The sequence below is a fragment of the Paenibacillus sp. sgz302164 genome (assembly GCF_056120505.1).
On the sequence record NZ_JBVYOL010000002.1, the window covers coordinates 295,339 to 318,031 of the forward strand.

The following is a 22,693-nucleotide window of genomic DNA, read 5'->3' on the forward strand; positions in this document are numbered from 1 at the left end:
CATCACCTCATTTTTGATGACATACAGGACTGCCGTTGGGCAGCCCTGGCTTCGACTCATTTCTTGGTCACTTCTGCGCCCCAAGGATACGTTTTGAGGTACGGGTCTGGCCTGAGCGGCTGGCCTGAATTCCATATTTCTTTAATCAGGCCGTCCGCCTGAATTTGACCGATCCGCGCGGTCTTGGAAATGTGCTGGTTCTCTCCGTCGACGGTCACTTTGCCTTCCGGCGAGTTCCATTCAATGCCTTTGGCCGCCGCTTTCACTTTCTCGACATCGAAGGACCCGGCCTTTTTGACCGCTGCGGCCCAGAGGTACACGGCGGTGTAGCCCGCCTCGATCGGATCGTCCGTTACCCGGTCTTTGCCGTATTTGGCTTTGTATGCTTCGACAAACTTTTTGTTTTCCGGCGTATCGGTAGTCTGATAGTAGTTCCAGGCGGTGTAATGACCTTCCAGAACGGCTGCGCCGATGCCGCGAACTTCTTCTTCGGCGATGCTTACGGACATCGTTGTTATATCTTTGGACGTAATGCCGGCGTCTTTCAACTGCTTGAAGAACGCGACGTTGCTATCCCCGTTCAAGGTGTTGAAAATGACGTCAGGCTTATCTTTTTTTATTTTGCTGATGATCGTGTTGTAATCCGTATGTCCGAGAGGCGTGTATTCTTCGGCGACAAGCGTGCCGCCCTCGGCTTTCAACTGCTCCTTAATAATTTTGTTGGCGGTTCTGGGGAATACGTAGTCGGAGCCGAGGAGGTAAAATTTTTTGCCTTTATTTTGCAAGAGCCAGGTGACTGCGGGAATGATTTGCTGGTTCGTCGTGGCGCCCGTGTAGAAAATGTTCGGCGACGATTCGAGGCCTTCATACTGCACGGGGTACCAGAGCAGGCCTTTGTTTTGCTCGACGACGGGGAGCACCGCTTTGCGGCTTGCCGAAGTCCAGCAGCCGAAAATCGTCACGACGCTGTCTTTTTGCAGCAATTTCTTTGTCTTCTCTGCAAAAGTCGGCCAATCCGACGCGCCGTCTTCGATGACAGGCTTGATTTTTTTTCCCAAAAGTCCCCCTGCGGCATTGATTTCTTCGATCGCCATCAGTTCCGCGTCCCGTACGGACACCTCGCTGATGGACATAGTCCCGGTCAAAGAATGCAAAATCCCTACGGGGATTGTGTCGTCTTTGGCGGCTTCGGGTGCAGTCGTCGATGAAGTGGTGGTTTCGGTTGCCGCACAGCCTGCGGCGGCCATCATAAAAGCCATGCTTAAAGCGACTGTGAGCTTGCCGAAATTGCGCTTCTCTGTCATACAATTTCCACTCCCTTTATAGTAATAATTGGATTACACCGACAATGATAAGCCGGAATCGAATTATATGTCAATATATATAACATAAAAAGTGAATTATTGTGAAAATGAACAATTTAATTTCTTTTTATTGGATAATTTACTATAAATACGAAATATGACCTAAGCATATACCTTATTTTATGTGAATAAATCTGACGTATGAATATTTACTTTGCCGGTTTTGACGAATATAATGAGGGTATCAAGTTGCCATTATTCGGTTTTCGTAAAGAGGTGAGGACGTGCATCTGACGGAGAGAGAGAAAGAAAAGCTGCTGATTACGGTGGCTGCCGATTTGGCCCGCCGCCGGTTGGCCAGAGGCGTCAAGCTGAATTATCCCGAGAGCATCGCTCTTTTGACATCGGAGATTATGGAAGGCGCCAGGGACGGCATGACGGTGGCTCAATTAATGGAGTACGGAACGAAAATTTTGATGTCAGGCCAAGTGATGGAAGGCGTTCCGCAAATGATACACGAAGTGCAGGTGGAAGCGACTTTTCCGGACGGCACCAAGCTTGTTACGGTGCATCAGCCTATTGCCGAGTAAGACCCGGGAGTTTGTGGGCATGTGCAAAAGTGACTCCGTCGGACGGACTCCCCGGCACTTTTAATGAAGCGCAAATTTTCCGACGCGGGGGCAAAAAGTATCGAGAGGAGCAGAACTATGGTTCCAGGAGAATTTCGGACCGGGAAGGGCTTTATTGCATTGAACGTAGGCAGGAAGACAGTCGAGTTGAACGTGGCCAACGCGGGAGACCGTCCTGTGCAGGTGGGCTCGCATTTTCATTTTTTTGAAGTGAACCGTGCGCTGGAATTTTCCCGCGAAGCGGCATACGGAATGAGACTGGATATTCCGGCGGGAACCGCGGTCCGCTTCGAGCCCGGCGAGCGGAAGCCGGTCCGGCTTGTCGAGCTGGGCGGAGCCAGACTTTCTTACGGGCTCAACGGCTTGAGCCGCGGACGCGCCGAGCATGGCAGCATGCCGGAGGACGTTCGGGAACGATGGAAAGCATGGGAGGGGAAGCCCGGTGAGTCAAATTGACCGCAAAAGCTACGCGCTGATGTTCGGGCCTACGCAGGGCGACGCCGTCCGTTTGGCGGATACGGGGCTGTGGGCCGAGATCGAGCGCGATTTCACGGTATATGGAGACGAATGCAAATTCGGCGGAGGCAAAGTGATACGCGACGGCATGGGGCAGTCGAGCGGCGCGACCCGCGATCAGGGCGTTCTGGATACGCTGATTACGAATGCGGTCATTATCGACCATTGGGGAATTGTCAAAGGCGATATCGGCATTAAGGACGGCCATATCGTCGCGATCGGAAAAGCCGGCAACCCGGACATTATGGACGGGGTTCATCCTCAGTTAATCGTCGGCGCGAGTACGGAGGTGATCGCCGGCGAAGGCAAAATCGTAACGGCCGGCGGCATCGATTCGCATATTCATTTCATATGCCCGCAGCAGATCGAGACGGCGCTCTCTTCCGGGGTGACGACGATGATCGGCGGCGGAACGGGGCCGGCGACGGGGACGAATGCGACGACCTGTACGCCGGGGGCTTGGCATCTGCGCCGGATGCTGGAAGCGGCCGAAGCGTTTCCGATGAACTTGGGCTTCACCGGCAAAGGGAATGCGGCGTTTCTCGCGCCGCTGACCGAGCAGATCGAAGCGGGAGCCATCGGTCTCAAGCTCCACGAGGACTGGGGCACGACGCCGGCGGCGATCGACGCCTGCCTGGAAGCCGCGGACAGGTACGACGTCCAGGTCGCCATTCATACCGATACATTAAATGAAGCGGGATTTTTGGAAGATACGCTGGCCGCGATCAAGGGCCGGACGATTCATACGTACCATACCGAAGGAGCGGGCGGAGGACACGCGCCGGACATTATTCGCGCAGCCGCCGAGCTCAATGTTTTGCCCTCTTCGACCAATCCTACGCGGCCTTTTACGATCAATACGATTGAGGAACATCTCGATATGCTCATGGTATGCCACCATCTCGACAGCCGCATTCCCGAGGATGTCGCTTTCGCGGATTCGCGGATTCGTCCGGAGACGATAGCCGCGGAAGATATTTTGCACGATATGGGCGTATTCAGCATGATCAGCTCGGATTCGCAGGCGATGGGGCGTGTCGGGGAAGTCATTATCCGCACCTGGCAAACCGCCGACAAGATGAAAAAGCAGCGCGGTCCGCTGCCGCAGGATACGGAAGACAGCGATAACTTCCGCATTAAACGGTATATCGCCAAATATACGATCAATCCGGCGATCACCCACGGCATTTCGCATCTTGTGGGCTCGGTGGAGGCCGGGAAATTCGCGGACCTTGTCGTCTGGAGCCCGATGTTTTTCGGCGTCAAGCCGGATCTTGTCCTGAAAGGCGGCAGCATCGCCTACGCGCAGATGGGGGACCCGAACGCTTCGATTCCGACGCCGCAGCCTGTGTTCGGCAGACCGATGTTCGCCGCTTTCGGCAAATCGCTGACGCAAAGCTCCATCACGTTTGTGTCCCAGGCGGCATATGACCGTGGAATCGCAGCTTCCCTTGGCTTGCAAAAACGCGTCGAGCCCGTAAAAGGCTGCCGCAGCATCTCCAAGAAAGACATGATTCATAACGATCTGGCGCCGTTGATCGAGGTAAATCCGGAAACGTATGAAGTCAAAGTGGACGGAGAGCCGGTCTCCTGCGAACCGGCGGCGGAGCTGCCGATGGCGCAGCGCTACTTTTTGTTCTAAAAGGATGCAAGGCAGGTGATACCGATGACTACCGCTCCCCCTTTTCACTGGCTGGCCTATCAGCAGCTGCTCGATTCGGCGCTGCCGATCGGCGGCTTCTCCCATTCTTTCGGCTTGGAAACGCTGGTGCAGCAGGGCCGGCTGACGACGATGGAGCAGCTGGAAGCCTACATTCGCTCCATGCTTGCTTGCAATTGGTCGACATCGGATGCGCTGACGATCAAAGCGGCCTATATGCACATTCCGGCGCAGGAATGGGATCGGCTGTGGGAAGTCGACCGCATGATGCACGTCCAGCGGGCTTCCAGCGAAGCCAGAGCGGGCGCGCAAAAAATGGGCCGCCGGCTGCTGCAGCTCGCCAAGTCGATGTATCCGGAGCTGGCGTGGGAGCCGCTTCACGAAGCCGTGAAGGCGGAGCGCTGCTTCGGCACCCATGCGCTCGTGCACGGCTGGGCGTGCTATCATTTGCACGTTCCGCTGGCGCAAGCGGCGGAAGGGTACCTCTATTGCTGCATCGTCACGTGCATCAACAGCGCGCTGCGGCTCATGTCGATAGGCCAGACGCAGGGGCAAATGCTGCTCGCCAAGCTCCTGCCGTTAACGCGCAGTGCATGGGAGCAGGCATCCGGGCTGGACCCGACGGAGGCTTACACGGCCTCGCCGGCCGCCGATCTCGCCATGATGCAGCATGAAACGCTGTATTCCCGATTGTTTATGTCTTGAAATCTTGAAAATAAAAGCCAATATTCATTTTGGGAGGAATTCATATGTGCCAAGGTCAAGGACATCATCACCATCATTGGGAAAAACCCGAGGTGGACCGCTCGCGTCCGATGCGGATCGGTATCGGGGGCCCGGTCGGCTCCGGCAAGACGGCGCTCGTCGAACGCCTCGCCCGCAAGCTGAATCGCCATTACAGCATCGCGGTCATTACGAACGATATTTATACGAAGGAAGATGCGCAAATTTTGATCCGTTCGGAGGCTTTGCCGGAAGAGCGGATCATCGGCGTAGAGACCGGCGGCTGCCCGCATACGGCGATCCGCGAGGACGCTTCGATGAATTTCGAAGCGATCGAAGAGCTGGAGAAGCGCTTCGCGAAGCTGGATATCATCTTCATCGAGAGCGGCGGCGACAATTTGGCCGCGGCTTTCAGCCCGGAGCTGGTAGATCGCTTCATCTATATTATCGACGTGGCGCAAGGGGAAAAAATTCCGCGCAAAGGCGGCCCGGGCATCATCCGCTCCGATATGCTCGTCATTAACAAAATCGATCTGGCCCCCTACGTCGGCGCCAGCCTCGATGTGATGGAAGAGGATACGAAAAAGATGCGCGGCGAGCGTCCTTATATTTTTTCCAACCTGATGGGCGGCACAGGGTTGGACGATATTGTGGCATGGGTGGAGCGGGAGTATACCCATGCCTAGCATGACCGGGGAGATTCGTGCGGAATTTGCGCTGCGCGGCGGCAGGACGCAGCTCGCGGGCAAATACCACACCTCCCCGTTCAAAATCGCCAAAACGTTTCGTTACGAGAACGAAACGCTCAACGTTGGCGCCGATCCGGAGGATCAGCTCGGCGTCTATGTAATGGATTGCTCCCCAGGCCTTATGGCCGGGGATCAATATGAGCTGGAGTGGCGCCTGGGACCCGGCGCCCGCGTTTTTTTGACGAACCAGTCGTTTACGAAGGTTCATCCTTCAATTGAAGGCGCCGGCAGCACGCAGCGCCAAAGGATTCGTTTGGAAGCGGGCGCAGTGCTGGAATATATCCCCGAGCCCGTGATGCTTTACACGGACGCGCGGTTTACCGCCGATACGGAGGTGGACGCCGCCTCCGGCTCGGTTCTCGTCATGTCGGATATTTTATGTCCGGGACGCGCTCGGCGGGGCGAACTGTTCCAGTACGCCAGCTGCGAAAGCCGGATGAAAGTCCGGTACGGCGGGGAGCTTGTTTACTGCCAAAACCAAAGGATCGTGCCGTCCGCGATGGATTTGTCCTCGCCCGGATGCTGGGGGACGGAAACCCATCTGGGCAGCCTCCTCATCTTTTCCGACCGGATCGGGCAAAAGCATCTGGACGCGGTGATCGAGCAGCTGAATCTTGCAGCGACGCCTTCGGTCCGGTTCGGAGCAAGCCTCGCCTACAAGTACGGGATCGTCGTGTCGGCGCTGGGAAACCACGCCTGGGAACTTCAGCACACGCTCGGTACGGCATGGAACGCGATTCGCGCCAGTTTGTTATCGTTAATGCCATTAACTATTAATAAATAGAATCAGCCTGTACGCAAAAAGCGGGCTCATGCCCGACTTGAGCGTAAATTCCTGTACAAACGCAGGCTTTTCCTCCAAACGAGCCGATTCCATCGAATAAGCCTGCATTTTTGCAGGTATCGCCTTCTCCCGAGCCAATTCCCGACGTGGAGCGCCGTCTTTGACGGCCAGTTCGATGCCGCGGCGCTTCTCCGGGAACTGCTGAATCCTCGCCCCCCCTGTTTGAACGGGAAAGCCTGCAAAAGTACATCTTTTCACTCCCCACCAGCTCTCACCCCGAACAATTCCTGCAAAACTGCAGGTTTTTACGCTAAAAAGCGAGCTCATGCCCGTCATGAGCGTAAATTCCTGCACAAACGCAGGCTTTTCCTCCAAACGATCCGTTTCCATCGAAAAAGCCTGCACTTTTGCAGGAATTGCCATCTCCCGAGCCACTTCCGAGCGTGGAGCGCCGTCTTTGACGGCCAGCTCGATGCCGGTAGCTATACACTAAATTCGCCTTCATGTGTACCGCCCAGCGGCATGGGGGTTTTTGCAGGAATTGCCCACTCCCGAGCCATTCCCAACGTGGAGCGCCGAGCGTCGCCTTTAACCGGCCAGGTACAAAAGCTCCCGGGCGGGATGAGGGAATTTATTCCCCGGTATGCGTGGAAAGCAGTGAAACGGGTACACTCCACCGGTTGAAATAGGTGCTGCAGCGCGTTTTTTGCGGGAAATCGGACATTGTTAACGAAAATAGAATGGCTGTGACTTTTTACACGCATACTGGGAAAGAGAATCGACAAAATGATGACAACTGCGCTCGTTTCATTGTCAAACGGGATTCAGGTTGGTATGATTAGATTGTTGAAAATCAGGGTTATTGATTTGCTCGGCAGTTCATATACAGGAGGGCAATTACGTGGAAAAGCAAGTAAGCTACGAGTCGGTTCCGAACGCGGCGGTCAAAACGGCCGAACATCCGGAAGCGCACGAAGCCGGCGCCGTTCAAACCTCGGCAGAGCCTGTTTCTATTAAAGATTTTTATCGGTTGACGAAGCCAGGGTTGATTTATTCTAATTCAATGACTGCGTTCGCAGGCTTTTGGGTCGCATCCAAATGGGATGTGAACTGGCTGCTGCTGCTTTACACGCTGCTCGGATCGGCGCTCGTCATGGCTTCAGGCACCGTGTTGAACAACTATTTGGATCGGGATATGGACTCCAAGATGGAGCGGACCCGCAATCGCGCCCTGCCAAGCGGAAGAATGGCGCCGAACGTCGTGCTGGCATACGGGATCATTCTCGGAGTTCTCGGACTGGGCACACTGTACTTGCTGGCGAACTCGCCATTGGCGGCGCTGCTTGGATTGATCGGTTTGTTCCTGTACGTATGGGTATATACGGCCTGGTTTAAAAGAACTTCCGTATGGAGCACGTTCGTGGGCGCATTTTCCGGCGCGGTGCCTCCTATCATCGGTTACTGCGCAGTCACCGGAAAGTTCGATCTTGGAGCAATTTTGCTGTATTTGTTTCTGTTCCTCTGGCAGCCGCCTCATTTCTGGGCGCTTGGCATTCGCAGGTCGGAAGAATACCGCGCGGCGGGATTTCCTTTGCTTCCCGTAGTGAAAGGCTTCTACGTTACGAAAGTCAGCATGCTTCGCTACGTTGTTCTTTTAGTCCCGGTTACGGTTATGCTGACGGCTTTCGGCTATCTCGGCTACACGTTCCTGATCGTCTCGACAGCGCTTGGCTTGATTTGGGTGTTTATGGCGGTAAGAGGGTTTGGCATGCACGGCGAATCCGAAATCAAATGGGCAAAAGGCATGTTTATTTACTCGCTTAACTATTTAACGCTGTTGTCCATTTTGATGGTGTTCAGTACAATGAAGTAAGGCAGAGCGGATTTACGACTTCCCATGGCGACATGGGATTTTATTTTGCTTTTGAACATGGGATGGGGGAAAAGAAGCGGAATGAATGTGTTTTTAGCGAAAAACTGGTTTAAAATGGCCATCGGCATCATTTTGGTGGCAATGATTGCGTCTTTTGCATATAAGCTGTGGTTTCAGCAGGACGGAAGCGATGAGCGGCTTAGGGCGATGAAGCCGGCCCCGGATTTTCAATTGACGGATTTGGACGGTAAGACGGTTTCATCCAAGGATTTGAACGGGAAAGTCAGACTCGTGTATTTCTTCTACTCTTTTTGCCCTGACGTATGCATGCCGACTTCATTTATCCTTTCCAACGTACAAGCATCGTTAAAGGAAAAAGGGCTTCTCGGCAGCAAGGCGGAAATTCTTTCGATTACGATTGATCCGACCAGGGATACCCCGGCTGTGTTGAAGGAGTTCGGCAGCAGGTTCGAATCGAAGCCTGTGCCGGGAGGATGGACGTTTTTGCGCGGTGACGAGGCGGAGACGAAGAAGCTTGCCGAAGATTTCGGCATTATGGTGATCAAAGAGAAGAATGGGGATTTCTCGCATTCCAACGCTATTCTGTTGGTCGATCCGAAAGGGGTGCTCCGCAATTATTACGATGCGGGCGATCCGAAGCTGGATGCGAATTACATAGTGAAGGACGTCATTACGTTGTCCAAAGGCAAATAATACGCAAGAGGGAAGCGGGAGTCCGTCCGATTAACCTCGGTTTTACTCCAAAGCAGGGCTTGGATCAGGGTATATAATATACTCTTCCAGCCCTGCTTTTTCTAGTTGCTGGATCAGATATTCTTCGGGCGTTCCTTCCACTCCGGCATATCCTTTGCGCGTATAGATTTGCTCGGCGTCGGGAAAGGCGTCGCACAGCAGAGCGCGGATCCGCTTTCCGGAAGAATCGTTATCGGTAAATATGTAAACCTGGCGATCGCCTGCTTTTTTCTTCAAATCTTCCAGCGTCGCCGAGTTGGGTGTGCCGTATGTGCAGAAAATTGCAATTTCCTCGCTGACGATTCGTTTCAATCGGCTTTTGTCATTTTTGCCTTCGACAATTATAGCTATCGACATAGGGGCCCCCTCGCTGCTTTTTTTGTATTATAACCAGTTTTGGCGAGCGATCCAAGCCCTTTATGCGATTTTCAGGCAAATCATGTGCGGATTTCCCGGGAAATGACAAGCGTTGACAGACCGATCCGCTAAAGACGTCGCAGCACTTTTTTTCGTAAAATAACTTTTCGAAAGCAGGATTCTTTGAGGTGCATAGAAGGTCTCTTTATCAATCGACTCTTTGCGGACATTCTAAGGTAAAATCAAGCAATATCATTGATTTGTCAATGAACATCACCAACTTTCTGATTCTTTAGCACAAAATTCATAAAATAACACAATTTATTCCAAATAAATTCTATTTTTTCAAAAAAGAAAGCGCTTTATAATGGAGTTGCTTCACCAGATTATTGCCAAATATAGTGAAAGGAGTGCGCATGCAATGTTCTTGCAATGAACGATCCGTTAAAAAACTTAGAAAGGAGAGATAAAATTTGTTGAACGTTCTAAAGTTTTAACGGACTTTTCAGATTCGCTTGCTATGAAATATTGAAGTTAACCCGAAAAGTATTATGCAAACGCTTTCGAAGTCAACCGACGAGCTCTTTCCAAACATTCTGTCGTTGCATGAACGATGGGAACAACTGCGCCGACACCGTCTGACAACCGATTGCTATGGCGCCGAATTCTGCAGTGCTGTATACCCCGCGCAAGCGGCAAGCGATATTTTAAAAGGAGGAAAATGTATTATGTTAAAAAAATTAAGTGCGATTGTATTGGCTTGTTCATTAACGCTCAGTGCTGTGCCATTGACGTCTGCATATGCCGCCAACAGTGCGACTGCAAAACTTCCAGGGAATTCAAATCCGCTTATGGACCATAAATTGGGGGCAGACCCGTTTGCGATGGTCTATAATGGAAGGGTTTACATTTATATGTCAAGCGATGCGTATGTAAATAATAGCAACGGGACTGTTAAAGAAAATGATTTTAGCGCATTGTATAAAGTTAATGTCATATCTTCCGCTGATATGGTGAACTGGACAGATCATGGTTCCATTCCGGTAGCGGGAGCCAATAGCGGCAATAACGGCAAAGGTATTGCCAAATGGGCGTCACTTTCATGGGCTCCGGCTGCCACACACAAAACGATAAACGGCAAGGAGAAATTTTTCCTTTATTTTGCAAATGGCGCATCGGGTATTGGCGTGCTGACTGCGGATTCTCCGCTAGGACCATGGACAGATCCGCTCGGAAAAGCTCTTGTTACAGGCAATACGCCCGGAGTCGCCGGAGTTACATGGCTTTTTGACCCGGCCGTATTTGTGGATGATGATGGTCAAGGGTATTTGTATGTCGGCGGGGGAATACCCAATACCTCGGATCCGGCATCGGTTGCCAATCCCAAAACAGCCAGAGTTTTGAAATTGGGCGCCGATATGACGAGTATTGTTGGAAGCGCAGTAACCATTGATGCTCCTTACATGTTTGAAGACTCCGGCATTCATAAGTACAACGGCAAATATTACTACTCTTATTGTATCAATTTCTCCGGTACGCACCCGGCCGCTTATCCGGCAGGCGAGATCGGCTACATGATGAGCAGCAGTCCTATGGGGCCCTTTACGTATACAGGGCATTTCCTGAAAAATCCGGGCGCATTTTTCGGGGGCGGCGGAAACAACCACCATGCCGTATTTAACTTTAATAACCAGTGGTATGTCGTGTACCATACCCAAACTGTCGCCACGGCTCAATTGGGAAGCGGAAAAGGATACCGATCCCCGCATATCAATAAGCTTGTGTATAATTCGAATGGAACGATACAAGAAGTTCAGGCAAATATGGCAGGCATAGCCCAGATCGCCAATCTGGATCCGTACAACAGGACTGAGGCTGAAACGATCGGATGGAATGCAGGTATCCAAACTGAGGATAGTCAAGCGGCAGGCGGACCGGTAAATAATCAAAATGTAGCATATATAAATAACGGGGACTGGGTAGCTGTAGGAAATGCTGACTTTGGCAGCGGAGCGAAGACGTTTAAAGCAAATGTAGCATCGGCGACTACAGGAGGCAATATTGAAATACGTCTTGACAGTCCAACCGGTACTCTTGTTGGAACACTTCCCGTACCTTCTACAGGCGGGTGGCAAAATTGGAAGGAAGTAACAACCAATGTCAGCGGTGCAACGGGTGTCCACAAAGTGTTCTTCGTGTTTACGGGAGCAGGAACCGATTATTTGTTTAATTTTGATTACTGGCAGTTTTCGCGCTAATCATGAGCAGCGTGAATTTACAGCACGAATAAAGGAGTAACGTTTTTGACGTTCGGGAAATTAACGTTCATTTTCCGAACGTCATTCATCTTTTTTGAAGCAGCTGCCAAAAAACCTGTCTACAGTCCAATTTTCCTATAAGGAGGCGATTGTATGATGTATAAGAGAATAGGCGTGTTCTTATTGGTTTTCACATTATTCATGAGTATGATGCCCAATTATACCGCATTTGCAGCCACTACTTTTACAAATCCGTTTATATATGCCGATGCACCGGACAACGATGTGATCAGGGTAGGCAATACGTATTATATGACCAGCACGACCATGCATATGAACCCTGGAGTCCCGATCATGAAATCCAACGACCTCGTAAATTGGGAAATCGTAAATTATGTTTACGATACGTATGCCAACAATGACGCACAAAATCTGAACAACGGGCAGAACGAATACGGAAGAGGCTCGTGGGCAAGCAGCCTTAGATATAATAACGGCACTTATTATGTTTCTTTTGGCTCGAATTCTACCGGCAAAACCTACATTTATCAAACGAACAATATAGAAACCGGCCCATGGACATCGTCAGTGCTTGGCAGCTATTACCATGACGCATCGCTGCTGTTTGATAACGGACGCGTATTCCTGGTTTATGGCAGCGATAACATCAGCATTATCGAGCTTACGGCAGACGCCAAAGCGATCAAATCAGGGGGGCTTAATCAAGTAATTATCCCCAATTCAAGTAATATTGCCGGTTCCAGCTTCATAGTGAAGGCCGAAGGCGCGCACATCCAAAAGATCAACGGAATGTACTATGTATTCCTGATCGTTTGGCCGTCGGGAAGCGGCCGCACTGAATTATGCTACCGCGCAAGCAGCTTGACCGGACCGTATACAGGTCAAGTTGTATTGAAGGATTCGGGCATTGCACAGGGAGGCATTGTCGATACGGCTTCCGGCTCCTGGTATGGTATGCTGTTTAAAGACAGCGGGGCAATCGGACGTATGCCGTATCTTGTTCCGGTTACATGGTCCAATAATTGGCCGGTATTCGGTGTCAACGGTAAAGTTCCCCTTACCATGAATGTTCCCGTCGAAGGTTATCCGGCCAAGAAGGTTTATGCGTCCGATGAATTTTCAAATACGACTCTTGGCAAGGTGTGGCAGTGGAACCACAATCCTGACAATACGAAGTGGTCCCTTACACAGCGTCCCGGATTCATGAGAATTACGACCGGAAAAGTGAGCACGAGCATTCTTGATGCCAGAAACACGCTTACCCAAAGGACATTCGGACCGCAATCTACAGGAACCGTTGCATTGGAAACAAGCGGCATGAAGGACGGCGATTATGCCGGTCTTGCAGCGTTTCAGGCTAAATACGGATTTGTCGGCGTAAAGATGTCCGGGACTTCCAAATCCATTGTGATGGCGAATGCCGGCTCGGGAACAATGACTGAAGTGGCGAGCGTCCCCGTCACCCAGAACAGAGTATACCTTAAACTTTTCTGTGATTTTAAAAATCAGACAGATAAAGCCTATTTTTACTACAGTCTTGACGGCACAAATTGGACGGCTATAGGCAGCACGCTTCAGATGTCTTATACACTGCCTCACTTTATGGGATACCGTTTTGCTTTGTTCAATTATGCTACTAAATCAACCGGCGGTTTTGTCGATTTTGATTATTTGCGATTGCAGTGAGTAGATGGCAGGAAACATGCATCCGCAGCATAAAAACGGAGTCTCGCGATTTTGCGGGCTCCGTTTTCCGATTAATTATGGGGTATTACATGAAGCTTGAAGGTGCGGAGGGGCAGCAGCGAAAGGGCCAGCATCAGTATGAAAAAGGCGATGAAATACGATGAGATTTGATCGCGGAGCTGTCCAGCCAGCGTCGGTCCGAAGAAGGCGCCGATGGAGTGTGAAATCGACAGCAGCGAGAAGACGCGCCCGTACCGGCTGCTGCTTGTGATGCCGGCGAGCAGCGCCGCGAGCGACGGGAAGATGACGCCTTTGGCCATCCCGATGAGAAACAGCGACACTGAAAGCGGTACAGGCCATTTGACGGCCAAGCCGAAAAATATGATAGCAAGCGACAAGCTCCCCGCTACAGTACGGATTGAAGGCGAAACCTGGTTCAAAAACCACATGCTCAGCGTGCACAGCGCCCCCAGGCTGACCAGGGAGAAAAATACGCCGGAGGTTAAAATGGAGCCTCTGGATGCCTGCATAAGCGGCAGCTCGAAAAATAAAATGCCTTGCGAACAAGAAATCGCCATCGGAATCAAAAAGAAAAGCCAGGGAATCGGCATGTGCGGAGTCACGTCGCCGGGCCGCTCCGGGAGCGAATGGCCATGGTGATCGACGAGCAGCGGCTGAGCGGTATCGGACAGCTCTGCCGTGACCGAAGCTTTTTGCTCCTTAACGCCGAAAATAGCGAGAATCCCGGTGACGATCAGTACCCAGCCGAGCACGGAAAAAGCGGTCGTAAACCCGATTTTGGCGACCAGCAGCGCTCCGGCTGCCGGGGACACGACCGAAGCCAGCGTATGGACGAGGCCGTTGCCTGTCATCAGCTTGCTCTGGTGAATGCGGTCTTTGGCAATCCGGGCCAGCAGGGAGAGGCACGCCGGCGACAGAAACGCAAGCACAAATCCGCTGATGGAGCGAATGTACAGCAAATGCCACGGGTCTGTGACCATAGATTGAAATAAGAGGATGATCCCTGCTACAATCAGGCTAAAGATGATGAAAAGCTTGCTGCCGTATTTGTCCACACCGTAGCCGGCAATTAAATTTCCGGGCAGATGCGTGATCGAGTATACGCCCATAATCAAGCCGATAAAAGAAGGCGCCGCGCCCAGGGACAAAGCGAAAGGGGACAAGATCGGATACTGCGCGTGCAGATCGAAAAACGCAACAAACATAAACAAATATAACCAAATCGCCGTTCTCAAAAATCTCACCGCCCATTTTTGATATGTTGACTCAGGAGTCTTGTCTCTAAGATGTACGCGACTTGTCCGCAGGATATGACCTTTCTGCATAAATGACACATTTCCAAAGAAAGGAGCTTCCGCATGGACTCTATGGTAATCCTGCTGCTGGCGGCCGCGGCCGTGTATCTCCTGTTTCGGTTGAGGCGGTCCATCCGCTCCTCAAGAAATTACACCGACAAGAGCGGCGAAATCCAGAAAAAGCTAGCGGAATTAAGGAAAAAAAGAGATGAACAATAACGATGCGCTGTAGTATGATTAGGAAAGGTACTTTTTTTAATAATGGAGGGATTTTCGCTTGGATCAATGGATTTCTTTCGCGCAGGACCGCTGGTATTTGCTCATTGCGGCGATCATTGTTCTTTTTATCGTTATTGGAATCGTTAAAACGATCATGAAATGGATACTTGTTATCGTCATTGTCGGGGCTCTGGTCGTATATGGAGCCAATTATAAGGATAAGCTGCAAAGCATAGGAGCAAGCGTTGTCAGCCAGGTGGGCGACGAGGTGAAAGACAAAGCCGTAAGCGCATTGGCCTCCGAAGCCAAGGACGCGCAGTTCAAGGCGAATCCGGACGGCTCCTTTTTGATCACGACCAAAAGCTTGAAGGTCGAGGGAAAAGCGGGCTCGGAAGAAGTGAAAGTTACCTTTATGGGAACAACGTTTACGATGAACGCGAATGCGGCGATCAACGCATTTGTGGAGCAGGCGCAAAAAAATGCCAAGCCTTAGCTTAAAATAGGAGGGAAATCTTATGGCGGATATGATGCTCGCAAAATGGACAACAATTAATCTCATATCGATCGCCATTGTTTTAACGTTTGCGGCCGCTGTCATACAGGGCTTTTTCCGCGGCGGCTCCGGTTCGGCCAAGCATCTCGTCTACATGGTCGTCGAAGGGCTCACGGTTATCATCAGCATGTTTTTGGCGTGGAAGAGCGTGCAGCTCGTTTCCCCGCTTATTCAAACCTGGCTCAAGTCGCAAAATTTGCGGCTGCCCGCCGGGGAGATCACGATGTGGCAGCAGATTTACTATACGGCGGTAACGAGCATCCGCGATTTTCCGCTGCTCCGGTTCGGCGTGCTGTTTTTGCTCGGCTATATGATCGTGAAGCACATTTTGTATCTTTTGTTCGAGCCGGTTGCCCGCTATTGGCTGGCCGGACGTCATCCTTACGGCGCGGGTCGGAGATCGCTGCTCAGTTCTTTGGCCGGCGGGGCTATAGGCGCCGTTGCGGGATTCGCCAGGGCGCTGATGCTGATCGCGGCGCTGTTTATTTTTGCAACCTTGTTCCCGCATTCGCCGCTCACGTCGTACATTCAATCGTCGCAGATGTATCAAAAGGGCGCACAAGAAGTCATCTCGCCTTTCACGGGCGACTTTATTGCCGACAAGGTTCCTGTATTTACCAGGGCGGTCGAAAATGAGTTCTCGAACATTTTGCAGCGCAGATACGAGGTGCTGGACGCCAATATACCGGACAACATAGCCGAAGCGGCCAAGGAAGTGACGGCCCCCGGCAAATCGGACGAGGAGAAGGCGCGGCTCCTGTACAAATGGGTCGGAACTCGGGTGCAGTACGATTGGGACAAGGTGAGGCTGTATGAGGATCAGCGCATCTGGAAGGAGCAGACGCCGGAAGATACGTTTAGCACCCGCAAGGGCGTATGCATCGATTATTCCAGGTTGTATGCGCTGATGGCGCGGTCCGTCGGGCTCGATGTGAAGGTCGTGACCGGTCTCGGCTACGACGGCAGGGGCAGCTACGGGCCTCATGCCTGGAACGAAGTTTACTTGAAGGAATCGGAGCGCTGGGTGCCGCTCGATTCGACTTGGGTTGCAAGCGGAGGCAACTGGTTCAACCCGCCGAATTTCGATCAAACGCACATTAAAGAGGCATAGCAAAAATATAGCGGATTCGCCGGAAGCCAGCCTTTCCACTCAAAGGGCGCGGCTTCTTTTTTCCTCCTAAGCAATTGTGGTACACTTAATAGCGGAATTGTTAATATGATTATGAGCAGCATCATGAAGGAGATCCAATGCGACAACCCATTCGGCAGTATAAAATGATATATTTCGATGCAGGCGACACCCTGCTGATGATTCCCGCAGCTCAAGCCATCTTGAAGCAGTATTTGGCGGATCGTTCCCTGGACAGGGATGAAGCGCACATCGGTGAACTATTCGCGGAAGCTTTTCGTCTATTTTATTACGGGAAGAAGACGGATTCTTTTGAAGCCTGCACCCCGGAATCCGACCGCGCATTTTGGGTGGACCTGTATAAATACGTGCTTCACAAGCTGGACGCGCATGCAACCTGGACGGCTGACGAAATACATGCTTGCTGCCACGAACTCTACGATATTTATACGGCGCCGGAGTACTATGAGCTGTTCGACGACGTCATTCCGTGTCTGGAACGTTTGCGGGATATGGGTTTCCGGCTTGGGATCGTCAGCAATTTTGCTCCTACGCTTAAAGCGATTTTGGCAAGCAAGGGCATTTTGCATTTTTTCGAGCCCGTGATCGTATCCACGGAGGTCGGTCTGGAGAAGCCGGACCCGGCGATTTTTCATTTGGCCCTGAAGCTGGCGAATATCGATCCCCGGGACGTTCTCTATATCGGAGATCATGAGACCAACGATATTTGGGCGCCGGGCCAGGCGGGTATCGATGCCGTAAAAATACTTCGCTACGACTACCACACGGGAGAAGGCATCCGCTCTTTGCTTCAACTGTTCGAAGAACATGTCAGTGTGTGAGAAAGGATTGAAAAGCAATGAAGTCATCGGCAGCGATGGATGACCCGAAAAAAAGCGAGATCACCAAGAAGCGGCACTTTTCCTTACGCATCAACATCTTTTTCTTTTTGACATTTGTGCTGTTTTCCATCCTGATCGTGCGGCTGGCGATTTTGCAGTTCGTGCAGTACAAGGAGCTGAAAGCGGCCGAAAATACGAACACGAACACGAAAACGAAAATTGCCCCGATCCGCGGCAATATTTACGATTCCAACAAATCGCCGCTGGCCTATACGATTCCGATCCAGTCGCTGTTTTTCCGCATCGAGCCGGGGCAGCAGAACAAGGATGACTTGATTTCGCTCGCCAACAAGCTGAAGGACGTTTTCGACAAATACGGCAAGCCGGACGCCAAAAAGCTGACGGCTGCGGACATCATCCTTTCTATGGATTTGGGCTACGACATCAACAAAAAGGATACGAAGCCGCCGAGTTATTTTCAGGTCCCGCGCAGAATCAAAGCCGACTTGTCCCAGGCGGAAATCGCGTATTTGCTGGAGCACCGGGACGAGTACAAATGGCTGGAAGTGAACGAGGAAAGCATCCGCACGTATGAAATGGATGACGACGGGAAAACGACGATCGCCACGCAGTTGATCGGGTACTTAAAGTCGTACTCCACGCAGACGGCGAGAGATATGTATAAGGACAACCCGGAAAAGTCCGAATACTTGGATGCCGAGAACGTAGGGTTTGACGGGATCGAGCGGATGTATCAGGATGAGCTGCGGGGGACGAACGGCAGCAAAGTTTATCCGGTTGACGCAGTCATGCGAATTATCGGAAGAGCGACCGTAACCGCACCGGTCAAAGGGAACAACCTGTATTTGACGATCAACAAGGATGTACAGAAGACAACGGAAAAAGAGCTTGAGGATCATATCAAATCTTTGCAGAGTCCTTCCAATGCGGGCAATCCTTATTTGAAGTGGGGGACGAACGCCGCGTCGGGCTTTGCGGTAGCGATGGAAGTCGATACGGGACGCGTAGTCACAATGGCCAACTATCCCGACTATAACGCGAACGTGTGGACCGGCGGGATTTCTCAGAACGACTACGACGAAATCGGCACCTATATATCCAACGGCTCGATTACGACCGCAAAGACCAAATATCCGACCGAAAAGGAAAATGCGAAGCATCCGTCGTCCATCGTGTTTATGGGCTCTACGATCAAGCCTCTATCCGTGCTAATCGGTTTGAAAGAGAAGCTGTTTAATGCAGGCGACACTTATTACGACACCGGTTCCTTCAGTTTCGGCAAAACAGGCAGCGCAAGTACGATTACCAACTCCGATAAGGCGGCATACGGGCCACTGACTGCATCTTCCGCTATTGAACATTCGTCCAACACTTACATGTCGGCAATGATCGGTATTCCGTTCTACAAAAAATACGGCGGAGAAACTCAGGCGGTGACCGATAAATGGGCGGAGTATTTGGCGAAATTCGGCATCGGCGTTAAAACGGGAAGCGGACTTCCCGGAGAAATTCCCGGATCGAACGACTTTGCCAAAAATGCCAAAAAAGACAGCTACCAATCGGCCATGGTCTATGCTTCCTGGGGACAGAACGAGAAGACGACTACGCTGCAGCTTGCGCAATACGCAGCGACACTGGCTAACCGCGGAAAGCGGATGAAGCCGCTTTTTGTGGATGAGATCAGAAGCTATGAAGGGCAGCTGGTGAAAAAAATCGAGCCGGAAGTGCTGGACGATTCGTCGACGATGTTCTCCAGCAGCGATTGGAATACAATCGTCCATGGTATGAAGAGCGGTGCCGAAGGCATCGATGACCTGCCTTTCAACGTGGCGCGCAAGACGGGGACGTCCACTCAAGTCGTATCCGGAGGCACTGTCGAAAATGCGGTGTTCATCGCCTTCGCACCTGTCGAGAATCCGAAGCTGGCCGTAGCTGTCGTCGTGCCCGAGGGCGGTTTCGGACGCTACGGCGCCTCCCCGATCGCGGCGAAAATATTCTCCGCATACGATGCGGCAAATGACGGGATTTTGACGAAGCTCGGCGGCGGCAAGAGACCGTGGTAAGGATGGCAATGAATCAAGAAGCGTGCTTCGGCGCGCTTCTTTTCTTGTATTTAGGGGGCCACGTTGGAGGACGGCTGGCCGGAGCAGCAAAAGGCAGAAGATGCATGTTCTAGACTATCGAAAAATTCGACCGCGGGGCCATCAAGAAATCCATCCGCCCGAGCCGATAGCGTAAACTGCCATGCCGTGTGCAGAAAGCCTGAAATAGTCAAAGTGACAAGAAATCCATACGCCTGAGCGGATAGCGTAAATTGTCTTGCCGTGCGCAGAAAGCCTGAAATAGTCAAAGTGATAAGAAATCCATACGCCCGAGCCGATAGAGTAAATTGCCGCGCCGCGAGCAGAAAGCCTGAAATAGACAAAGTGACAAGAAATCCACACGCCCGAGCCGATAGAGTAAATTGCCGCGCCGCGCGCAAAAAGCCTGAAATAGTCAAAGTGACAAGAAATCCATCCGCCTGAGCCGATAGAGTAAATTGCCGTGCCGCGAGCAGAAAGCCTGAAATAGACAAAGTGACAAGAAATCCACACGCCCGAGCCGATAGAGTAAATTGCCGCGCCGCGCGCAAAAAGCCTGCAATAGTCAAAGTGACAAGAAATCCACACGCCTGAGCCGATAGCGTAAATTGCCTTGCCCCGCGCAAAAAGCCTGCAAAAGTGCATCTTTTTGCTCGTTCATTCGCCTGCAGCGACAAATTCCTGCAATTGTGCAGGTTTTTTGCCGCACGAAAGGGCTCGGGTTCATTTTGGTCGAAAATTCCTGCACAATTGCAGGCTTTTCATTGAAATGAAGCAATTTCAAGGAAAAAAACTGCACTTTTGCAGGTTTTCTCCCTGTCCAGCCGCTCCTTACCCCCTCGCCGAGCAGCGCCACAACCTGTATGGGAGGGGCGCGTTGGGGAGAAGCGGCAGCGCCTCCCTGACTTTTGCGAGTTTCAGAATCGGCAAGTATCGCCCCGACCGCCGGCGTACAACGCAACACCGCGCGGGCTGGGAGCTGCACGCGCGGTGTTACGCTATTTTGCCGACAAGGCCGGCTTTTCCGCCAAAGTTCTTGGCACATTCCGCCTGCCCGGACATATGATAAAAGCACGAGGAAGCTTTTACCAAAAAGTTGCCTTGAGCAAACATTTATGCACAATGGAAAAGGCGGTGAGTCGCGGTGAAAAAAGTCCGCTGGTCTTCATCTCTCAAACGGCTGATCATTACGTTCATATTTTTATAAGATCCGAATTGCCGGGATCGAGCCGGGTTCCTCCATCTTCATTTCCAGTATGGACGGCAGTTATGGTATACTAATGTATCGATAGTCCGACTGATTTTTGAATGCAAGTGTGGAGGAGTGAGTTTCACCATGTGCGGTATTACCGGCGTAGTTTATTTTGAAGATAGAGAACCGTCCGTTCCCATGCTGGAGCAAATGACGGATGTCATCGTGCACCGCGGGCCGAATGACTCCGGATTTTGGACGGATAATCGGATAGGACTCGGCTTTCGCAGACTGTCGATTATCGATATCCAGGAGGGGCATCAGCCTCTGACGAACGAGGACGAATCGGTCTGGATTATTTTTAACGGGGAAATTTACAATTATAAAGAGCTGCGCGGCATGCTGATCGGGCGCGGACATCAGTTCCGCACGCACAGCGATACCGAGGTTATCGTTCATCTTTACGAAGAATATGGCGAGGAATGCGTCAAGCATATGCGCGGCATGTTCGGATTTGCGATCTGGGACAAAAAGAAGAAGCAGCTGTTCGGCGCGCGCGATCATTTCGGCATTAAGCCGTTTTACTATCATTACAACGACCGCCAGTTTTTATTCGGTTCGGAAATAAAGAGCTTGCTGGCTGCGGAAGGCATGAACCGGCTGATTCACACGGACAGCCTGCTGAATTATTTGACTTTTCAATATGTTCCTGAGCCTAACACGATGTTTCACGGCATTCAGAAGCTGCCTCCGGGGCATTATGTCAAAGTCGGCTTCGACGGTGAAATGTCGATACATAAATATTGGGACCCGATGTTCGAACCGGAAGACCGCCCGTTCGACGAATATGTCGAGCAAATTCGCGAGACGCTCAAGGACTCGGTCGCTCATCATATGGTCAGCGATGTGGAACGCGGGTGCTTTTTGTCCAGCGGCATCGATTCCACCGCGATCGCTACCCATATGCGGAACATCGAGCCGATCCGCACGTTCTCGGTAGGCTTCGAAGGGCCGAACAACGAAACGCCGATCGCGGCGCAAACCGCTGCCGCCCTCGGAACGGAGCATTACGATAAAATCATTACGCGCGACGATTTCTTCAGCACGCTGCCGAAGGCGATCTGGCATCAGGACGAGCCTGTCGCGGATCCTTCGGCCATCGCGCTGTACCACGTCGCACAGCTGGCCAGAGAGCATGTGACGGTCGTGCTGTCCGGCGAAGGCGCGGACGAATTGTTCGGCGGCTACCGCATCTACCGCGAGCCTCTGTCGCTGAGCCCGATCGAGCGGCTGCCGCTGTCGGTGAAGCGGATGCTGCACCGCTTCGCCCGCATGCTGCCAAGCGGCATGTCCGGCCGCAACTATTTGCTGCGCGGCACGACGCCGCTGGAAGAGCGTTTTATCGGCAACGCGAAAATTTTTACCGAGGACATGAAAGCCGAAGTGCTCCGCCTGGACAGCGAGATGCTGCGGGCGTACAAAAATCCGCTGCAAATCGCCGCCGACTACTACGGCAAAACGAAGCATCTCGATCCGGTCAGCCGGATGCAGTATATCGATATGAACTTGTGGATGCCCGGCGACATTTTGATGAAAGCCGACAAAATGACGATGGCCCATTCCCTGGAGCTGCGCGTTCCGTTCTTGGACAAGGAGCTGTTCGAGGTGGCGCGCCGCATTCCGGCGAAATACCGAATTGCGAACGGAACGACCAAATACATTTTCCGCAAAGCGATGGAAGGCATCATTCCGGATTTCATTCTGAATCGTCCGAAGCTGGGCTTCCCTGTGCCGCTGCGCGATTGGATGAACGGCCCGATGGGGGACATGCTGCTCGAACAAATCAAAGCCAGCGGCATCGAAGATTACATCAATATCGACACCGTAGAGCGCATGCTGCAAAAGCACCGCAGCGGCCAGGGCGACTATGCGCGCCGCATATGGACGATTTATATTTTCGCCTTGTGGCACGTGACCTATTTGGAAGAATTGCCGAAAAAGACGGCAGCAGCTTATTAAACGGGAGG

Annotated in this window: 22 protein-coding genes; 17 read left to right on the forward strand and 5 right to left on the reverse strand. The window is 51.9% G+C overall.

All coding sequences use genetic code 11. The features are described 5' to 3' along the window. Positions 1-56: 56 nt before the first annotated feature. Complete coding sequence (gene urtA / locus AC0LWT_RS04760; protein ID WP_474680065.1) at positions 57-1,304, reverse strand: urea ABC transporter substrate-binding protein; 1,248 nt, start codon at positions 1,302-1,304, stop codon at positions 57-59. Positions 1,305-1,588: 284 nt separating this feature from the next. Here urtA and AC0LWT_RS04765 point away from each other — a divergent pair, with 284 nt between their 5' ends. The 6 genes from AC0LWT_RS04765 (at position 1,589) to AC0LWT_RS04790 (ending at position 6,365) form a co-directional block, all read left to right on the forward strand. Then, positions 1,589-1,894 (forward strand): urease subunit gamma, encoded by a 306-nt coding sequence (locus tag AC0LWT_RS04765; protein WP_474680066.1) that lies wholly within the window; start codon positions 1,589-1,591, stop codon positions 1,892-1,894. Positions 1,895-2,011: 117 nt separating this feature from the next. After that, positions 2,012-2,389 carry an urease subunit beta gene (gene ureB, locus AC0LWT_RS04770; RefSeq protein ID WP_474680067.1) on the forward strand — a complete coding sequence of 126 codons (378 nt, stop codon included), beginning with the start codon at positions 2,012-2,014 and terminating at the stop codon, positions 2,387-2,389. Further along, positions 2,376-4,091 (forward strand): urease subunit alpha, encoded by a 1,716-nt coding sequence (ureC, locus tag AC0LWT_RS04775; RefSeq protein WP_474680068.1) that lies wholly within the window; start codon positions 2,376-2,378, stop codon positions 4,089-4,091. Before ureB ends, ureC begins: the two co-directional genes overlap by 14 nt. Positions 4,092-4,115: 24 nt before the next feature. Further along, positions 4,116-4,814: an urease accessory protein UreF gene (locus AC0LWT_RS04780; protein ID WP_474680259.1), complete on the forward strand. Its 699-nt coding sequence runs from the start codon at positions 4,116-4,118 to the stop codon at positions 4,812-4,814. Between the two features lie 44 nt (positions 4,815-4,858). Beyond that, on the forward strand, positions 4,859-5,518 hold the full coding sequence (gene ureG / locus AC0LWT_RS04785) for an urease accessory protein UreG (RefSeq protein WP_474680069.1): 660 nt from the start codon (positions 4,859-4,861) through the stop codon (positions 5,516-5,518). Then, positions 5,511-6,365, forward strand: a complete 855-nt coding sequence (locus tag AC0LWT_RS04790) for an urease accessory protein UreD (protein WP_474680070.1) — start codon at positions 5,511-5,513, stop codon at positions 6,363-6,365. The genes ureG and AC0LWT_RS04790 overlap by 8 nt, the downstream gene beginning before the upstream one ends. On the opposite strand, the gene AC0LWT_RS04795 is transcribed toward AC0LWT_RS04790, so the two are convergent. Further along, a complete protein-coding gene (locus AC0LWT_RS04795) occupies positions 6,348-6,788 on the reverse strand; it encodes a hypothetical protein (RefSeq protein ID WP_474680071.1) in 441 nt (146 codons plus the stop codon). The two genes, AC0LWT_RS04790 and AC0LWT_RS04795, sit on opposite strands and share 18 nt — an antisense overlap. A gap of 478 nt (positions 6,789-7,266) precedes the next feature. Between AC0LWT_RS04795 and cyoE the strand changes: the two genes are divergently transcribed. Together cyoE and AC0LWT_RS04805 are read left to right on the forward strand one after the other, a co-directional pair. After that, positions 7,267-8,238: a heme o synthase gene (cyoE, locus tag AC0LWT_RS04800; RefSeq protein ID WP_474680072.1), complete on the forward strand. Its 972-nt coding sequence runs from the start codon at positions 7,267-7,269 to the stop codon at positions 8,236-8,238. A gap of 81 nt (positions 8,239-8,319) precedes the next feature. Beyond that, positions 8,320-8,952, forward strand: a complete 633-nt coding sequence (locus AC0LWT_RS04805) for an SCO family protein (RefSeq protein ID WP_474680073.1) — start codon at positions 8,320-8,322, stop codon at positions 8,950-8,952. 42 nt (positions 8,953-8,994) lie between these two features. Here the strand turns inward: AC0LWT_RS04805 and AC0LWT_RS04810 are convergent, their stop codons facing one another. After that, on the reverse strand, positions 8,995-9,348 hold the full coding sequence (locus AC0LWT_RS04810; protein ID WP_474680074.1) for a ribonuclease M5: 354 nt from the start codon (positions 9,346-9,348) through the stop codon (positions 8,995-8,997). A 728-nt stretch (positions 9,349-10,076) separates the two neighbouring features. Here AC0LWT_RS04810 and AC0LWT_RS04815 point away from each other — a divergent pair. Together AC0LWT_RS04815 and AC0LWT_RS04820 are read left to right on the forward strand one after the other, a co-directional pair. Next, complete coding sequence (locus AC0LWT_RS04815) at positions 10,077-11,606, forward strand: glycoside hydrolase family 43 protein (protein WP_474680075.1); 1,530 nt, start codon at positions 10,077-10,079, stop codon at positions 11,604-11,606. Positions 11,607-11,762: 156 nt separating this feature from the next. Next, a complete protein-coding gene (locus AC0LWT_RS04820; protein ID WP_474680260.1) occupies positions 11,763-13,313 on the forward strand; it encodes a glycoside hydrolase family 43 protein in 1,551 nt (516 codons plus the stop codon). A gap of 71 nt (positions 13,314-13,384) precedes the next feature. On the opposite strand, the gene AC0LWT_RS04825 is transcribed toward AC0LWT_RS04820, so the two are convergent. After that, the gene (locus tag AC0LWT_RS04825; protein ID WP_474680076.1) at positions 13,385-14,569 is read right to left on the reverse strand and encodes an MFS transporter; all 1,185 of its coding nucleotides are present in this window, start codon (positions 14,567-14,569) and stop codon (positions 13,385-13,387) included. A 123-nt stretch (positions 14,570-14,692) separates the two neighbouring features. On the opposite strand from AC0LWT_RS04825, the gene AC0LWT_RS04830 reads away from it, so the two are divergent. From AC0LWT_RS04830 to AC0LWT_RS04850, 5 genes are all read left to right on the forward strand, one after another. Further along, the gene (locus AC0LWT_RS04830) at positions 14,693-14,848 is read left to right on the forward strand and encodes a hypothetical protein (RefSeq protein WP_474680077.1); all 156 of its coding nucleotides are present in this window, start codon (positions 14,693-14,695) and stop codon (positions 14,846-14,848) included. A gap of 58 nt (positions 14,849-14,906) precedes the next feature. Then, a complete protein-coding gene (locus AC0LWT_RS04835; RefSeq protein ID WP_474680078.1) occupies positions 14,907-15,341 on the forward strand; it encodes a hypothetical protein in 435 nt (144 codons plus the stop codon). Between the two features lie 22 nt (positions 15,342-15,363). Further along, on the forward strand, positions 15,364-16,512 hold the full coding sequence (locus AC0LWT_RS04840) for a transglutaminase domain-containing protein (RefSeq protein ID WP_474680079.1): 1,149 nt from the start codon (positions 15,364-15,366) through the stop codon (positions 16,510-16,512). Between the two features lie 137 nt (positions 16,513-16,649). Then, the gene (locus tag AC0LWT_RS04845) at positions 16,650-17,372 is read left to right on the forward strand and encodes an HAD-IA family hydrolase (protein ID WP_474680080.1); all 723 of its coding nucleotides are present in this window, start codon (positions 16,650-16,652) and stop codon (positions 17,370-17,372) included. A 17-nt stretch (positions 17,373-17,389) separates the two neighbouring features. Next, positions 17,390-19,456 carry a peptidoglycan D,D-transpeptidase FtsI family protein gene (locus AC0LWT_RS04850; RefSeq protein WP_474680081.1) on the forward strand — a complete coding sequence of 689 codons (2,067 nt, stop codon included), beginning with the start codon at positions 17,390-17,392 and terminating at the stop codon, positions 19,454-19,456. A 141-nt stretch (positions 19,457-19,597) separates the two neighbouring features. On the opposite strand, the gene AC0LWT_RS04855 is transcribed toward AC0LWT_RS04850, so the two are convergent. After that, complete coding sequence (locus tag AC0LWT_RS04855) at positions 19,598-20,119, reverse strand: hypothetical protein (protein WP_474680082.1); 522 nt, start codon at positions 20,117-20,119, stop codon at positions 19,598-19,600. Positions 20,120-20,464: 345 nt separating this feature from the next. On the opposite strand from AC0LWT_RS04855, the gene AC0LWT_RS04860 reads away from it, so the two are divergent. Then, positions 20,465-20,755 (forward strand): hypothetical protein, encoded by a 291-nt coding sequence (locus AC0LWT_RS04860; RefSeq protein ID WP_474680083.1) that lies wholly within the window; start codon positions 20,465-20,467, stop codon positions 20,753-20,755. A gap of 55 nt (positions 20,756-20,810) precedes the next feature. After that, the gene (gene asnB, locus AC0LWT_RS04865; RefSeq protein ID WP_474680084.1) at positions 20,811-22,685 is read left to right on the forward strand and encodes an asparagine synthase (glutamine-hydrolyzing); all 1,875 of its coding nucleotides are present in this window, start codon (positions 20,811-20,813) and stop codon (positions 22,683-22,685) included. Positions 22,686-22,693 lie beyond the last annotated feature (8 nt).

Excerpts from the sequence above, each read along its gene's own strand:
- urtA (WP_474680065.1), bottom strand. The coding sequence starts at position 1,304 with ATGACAGAGAAGCGCAATTTCGGCAAGCTCACAGTCGCTTTAAGCATG.
- ureB (WP_474680067.1), top strand. The coding sequence starts at position 2,012 with ATGGTTCCAGGAGAATTTCGGACCGGGAAGGGCTTTATTGCATTGAAC.
- AC0LWT_RS04780 (WP_474680259.1), top strand. The coding sequence starts at position 4,116 with ATGACTACCGCTCCCCCTTTTCACTGGCTGGCCTATCAGCAGCTGCTC.
- ureG (WP_474680069.1), top strand. The coding sequence starts at position 4,859 with ATGTGCCAAGGTCAAGGACATCATCACCATCATTGGGAAAAACCCGAG.
- AC0LWT_RS04790 (WP_474680070.1), top strand. The coding sequence starts at position 5,511 with ATGCCTAGCATGACCGGGGAGATTCGTGCGGAATTTGCGCTGCGCGGC.
- AC0LWT_RS04795 (WP_474680071.1), bottom strand. The coding sequence starts at position 6,788 with ATGGCAATTCCTGCAAAAGTGCAGGCTTTTTCGATGGAAACGGATCGT.
- AC0LWT_RS04805 (WP_474680073.1), top strand. The coding sequence starts at position 8,320 with ATGAATGTGTTTTTAGCGAAAAACTGGTTTAAAATGGCCATCGGCATC.
- AC0LWT_RS04810 (WP_474680074.1), bottom strand. The coding sequence starts at position 9,348 with ATGTCGATAGCTATAATTGTCGAAGGCAAAAATGACAAAAGCCGATTG.
- AC0LWT_RS04815 (WP_474680075.1), top strand. The coding sequence starts at position 10,077 with ATGTTAAAAAAATTAAGTGCGATTGTATTGGCTTGTTCATTAACGCTC.
- AC0LWT_RS04820 (WP_474680260.1), top strand. The coding sequence starts at position 11,763 with ATGTATAAGAGAATAGGCGTGTTCTTATTGGTTTTCACATTATTCATG.
- AC0LWT_RS04830 (WP_474680077.1), top strand. The coding sequence starts at position 14,693 with ATGGACTCTATGGTAATCCTGCTGCTGGCGGCCGCGGCCGTGTATCTC.
- AC0LWT_RS04840 (WP_474680079.1), top strand. The coding sequence starts at position 15,364 with ATGGCGGATATGATGCTCGCAAAATGGACAACAATTAATCTCATATCG.
- AC0LWT_RS04845 (WP_474680080.1), top strand. The coding sequence starts at position 16,650 with ATGCGACAACCCATTCGGCAGTATAAAATGATATATTTCGATGCAGGC.
- AC0LWT_RS04850 (WP_474680081.1), top strand. The coding sequence starts at position 17,390 with ATGAAGTCATCGGCAGCGATGGATGACCCGAAAAAAAGCGAGATCACC.
- AC0LWT_RS04855 (WP_474680082.1), bottom strand. The coding sequence starts at position 20,119 with ATGCACTTTTGCAGGCTTTTTGCGCGGGGCAAGGCAATTTACGCTATC.
- asnB (WP_474680084.1), top strand. The coding sequence starts at position 20,811 with ATGTGCGGTATTACCGGCGTAGTTTATTTTGAAGATAGAGAACCGTCC.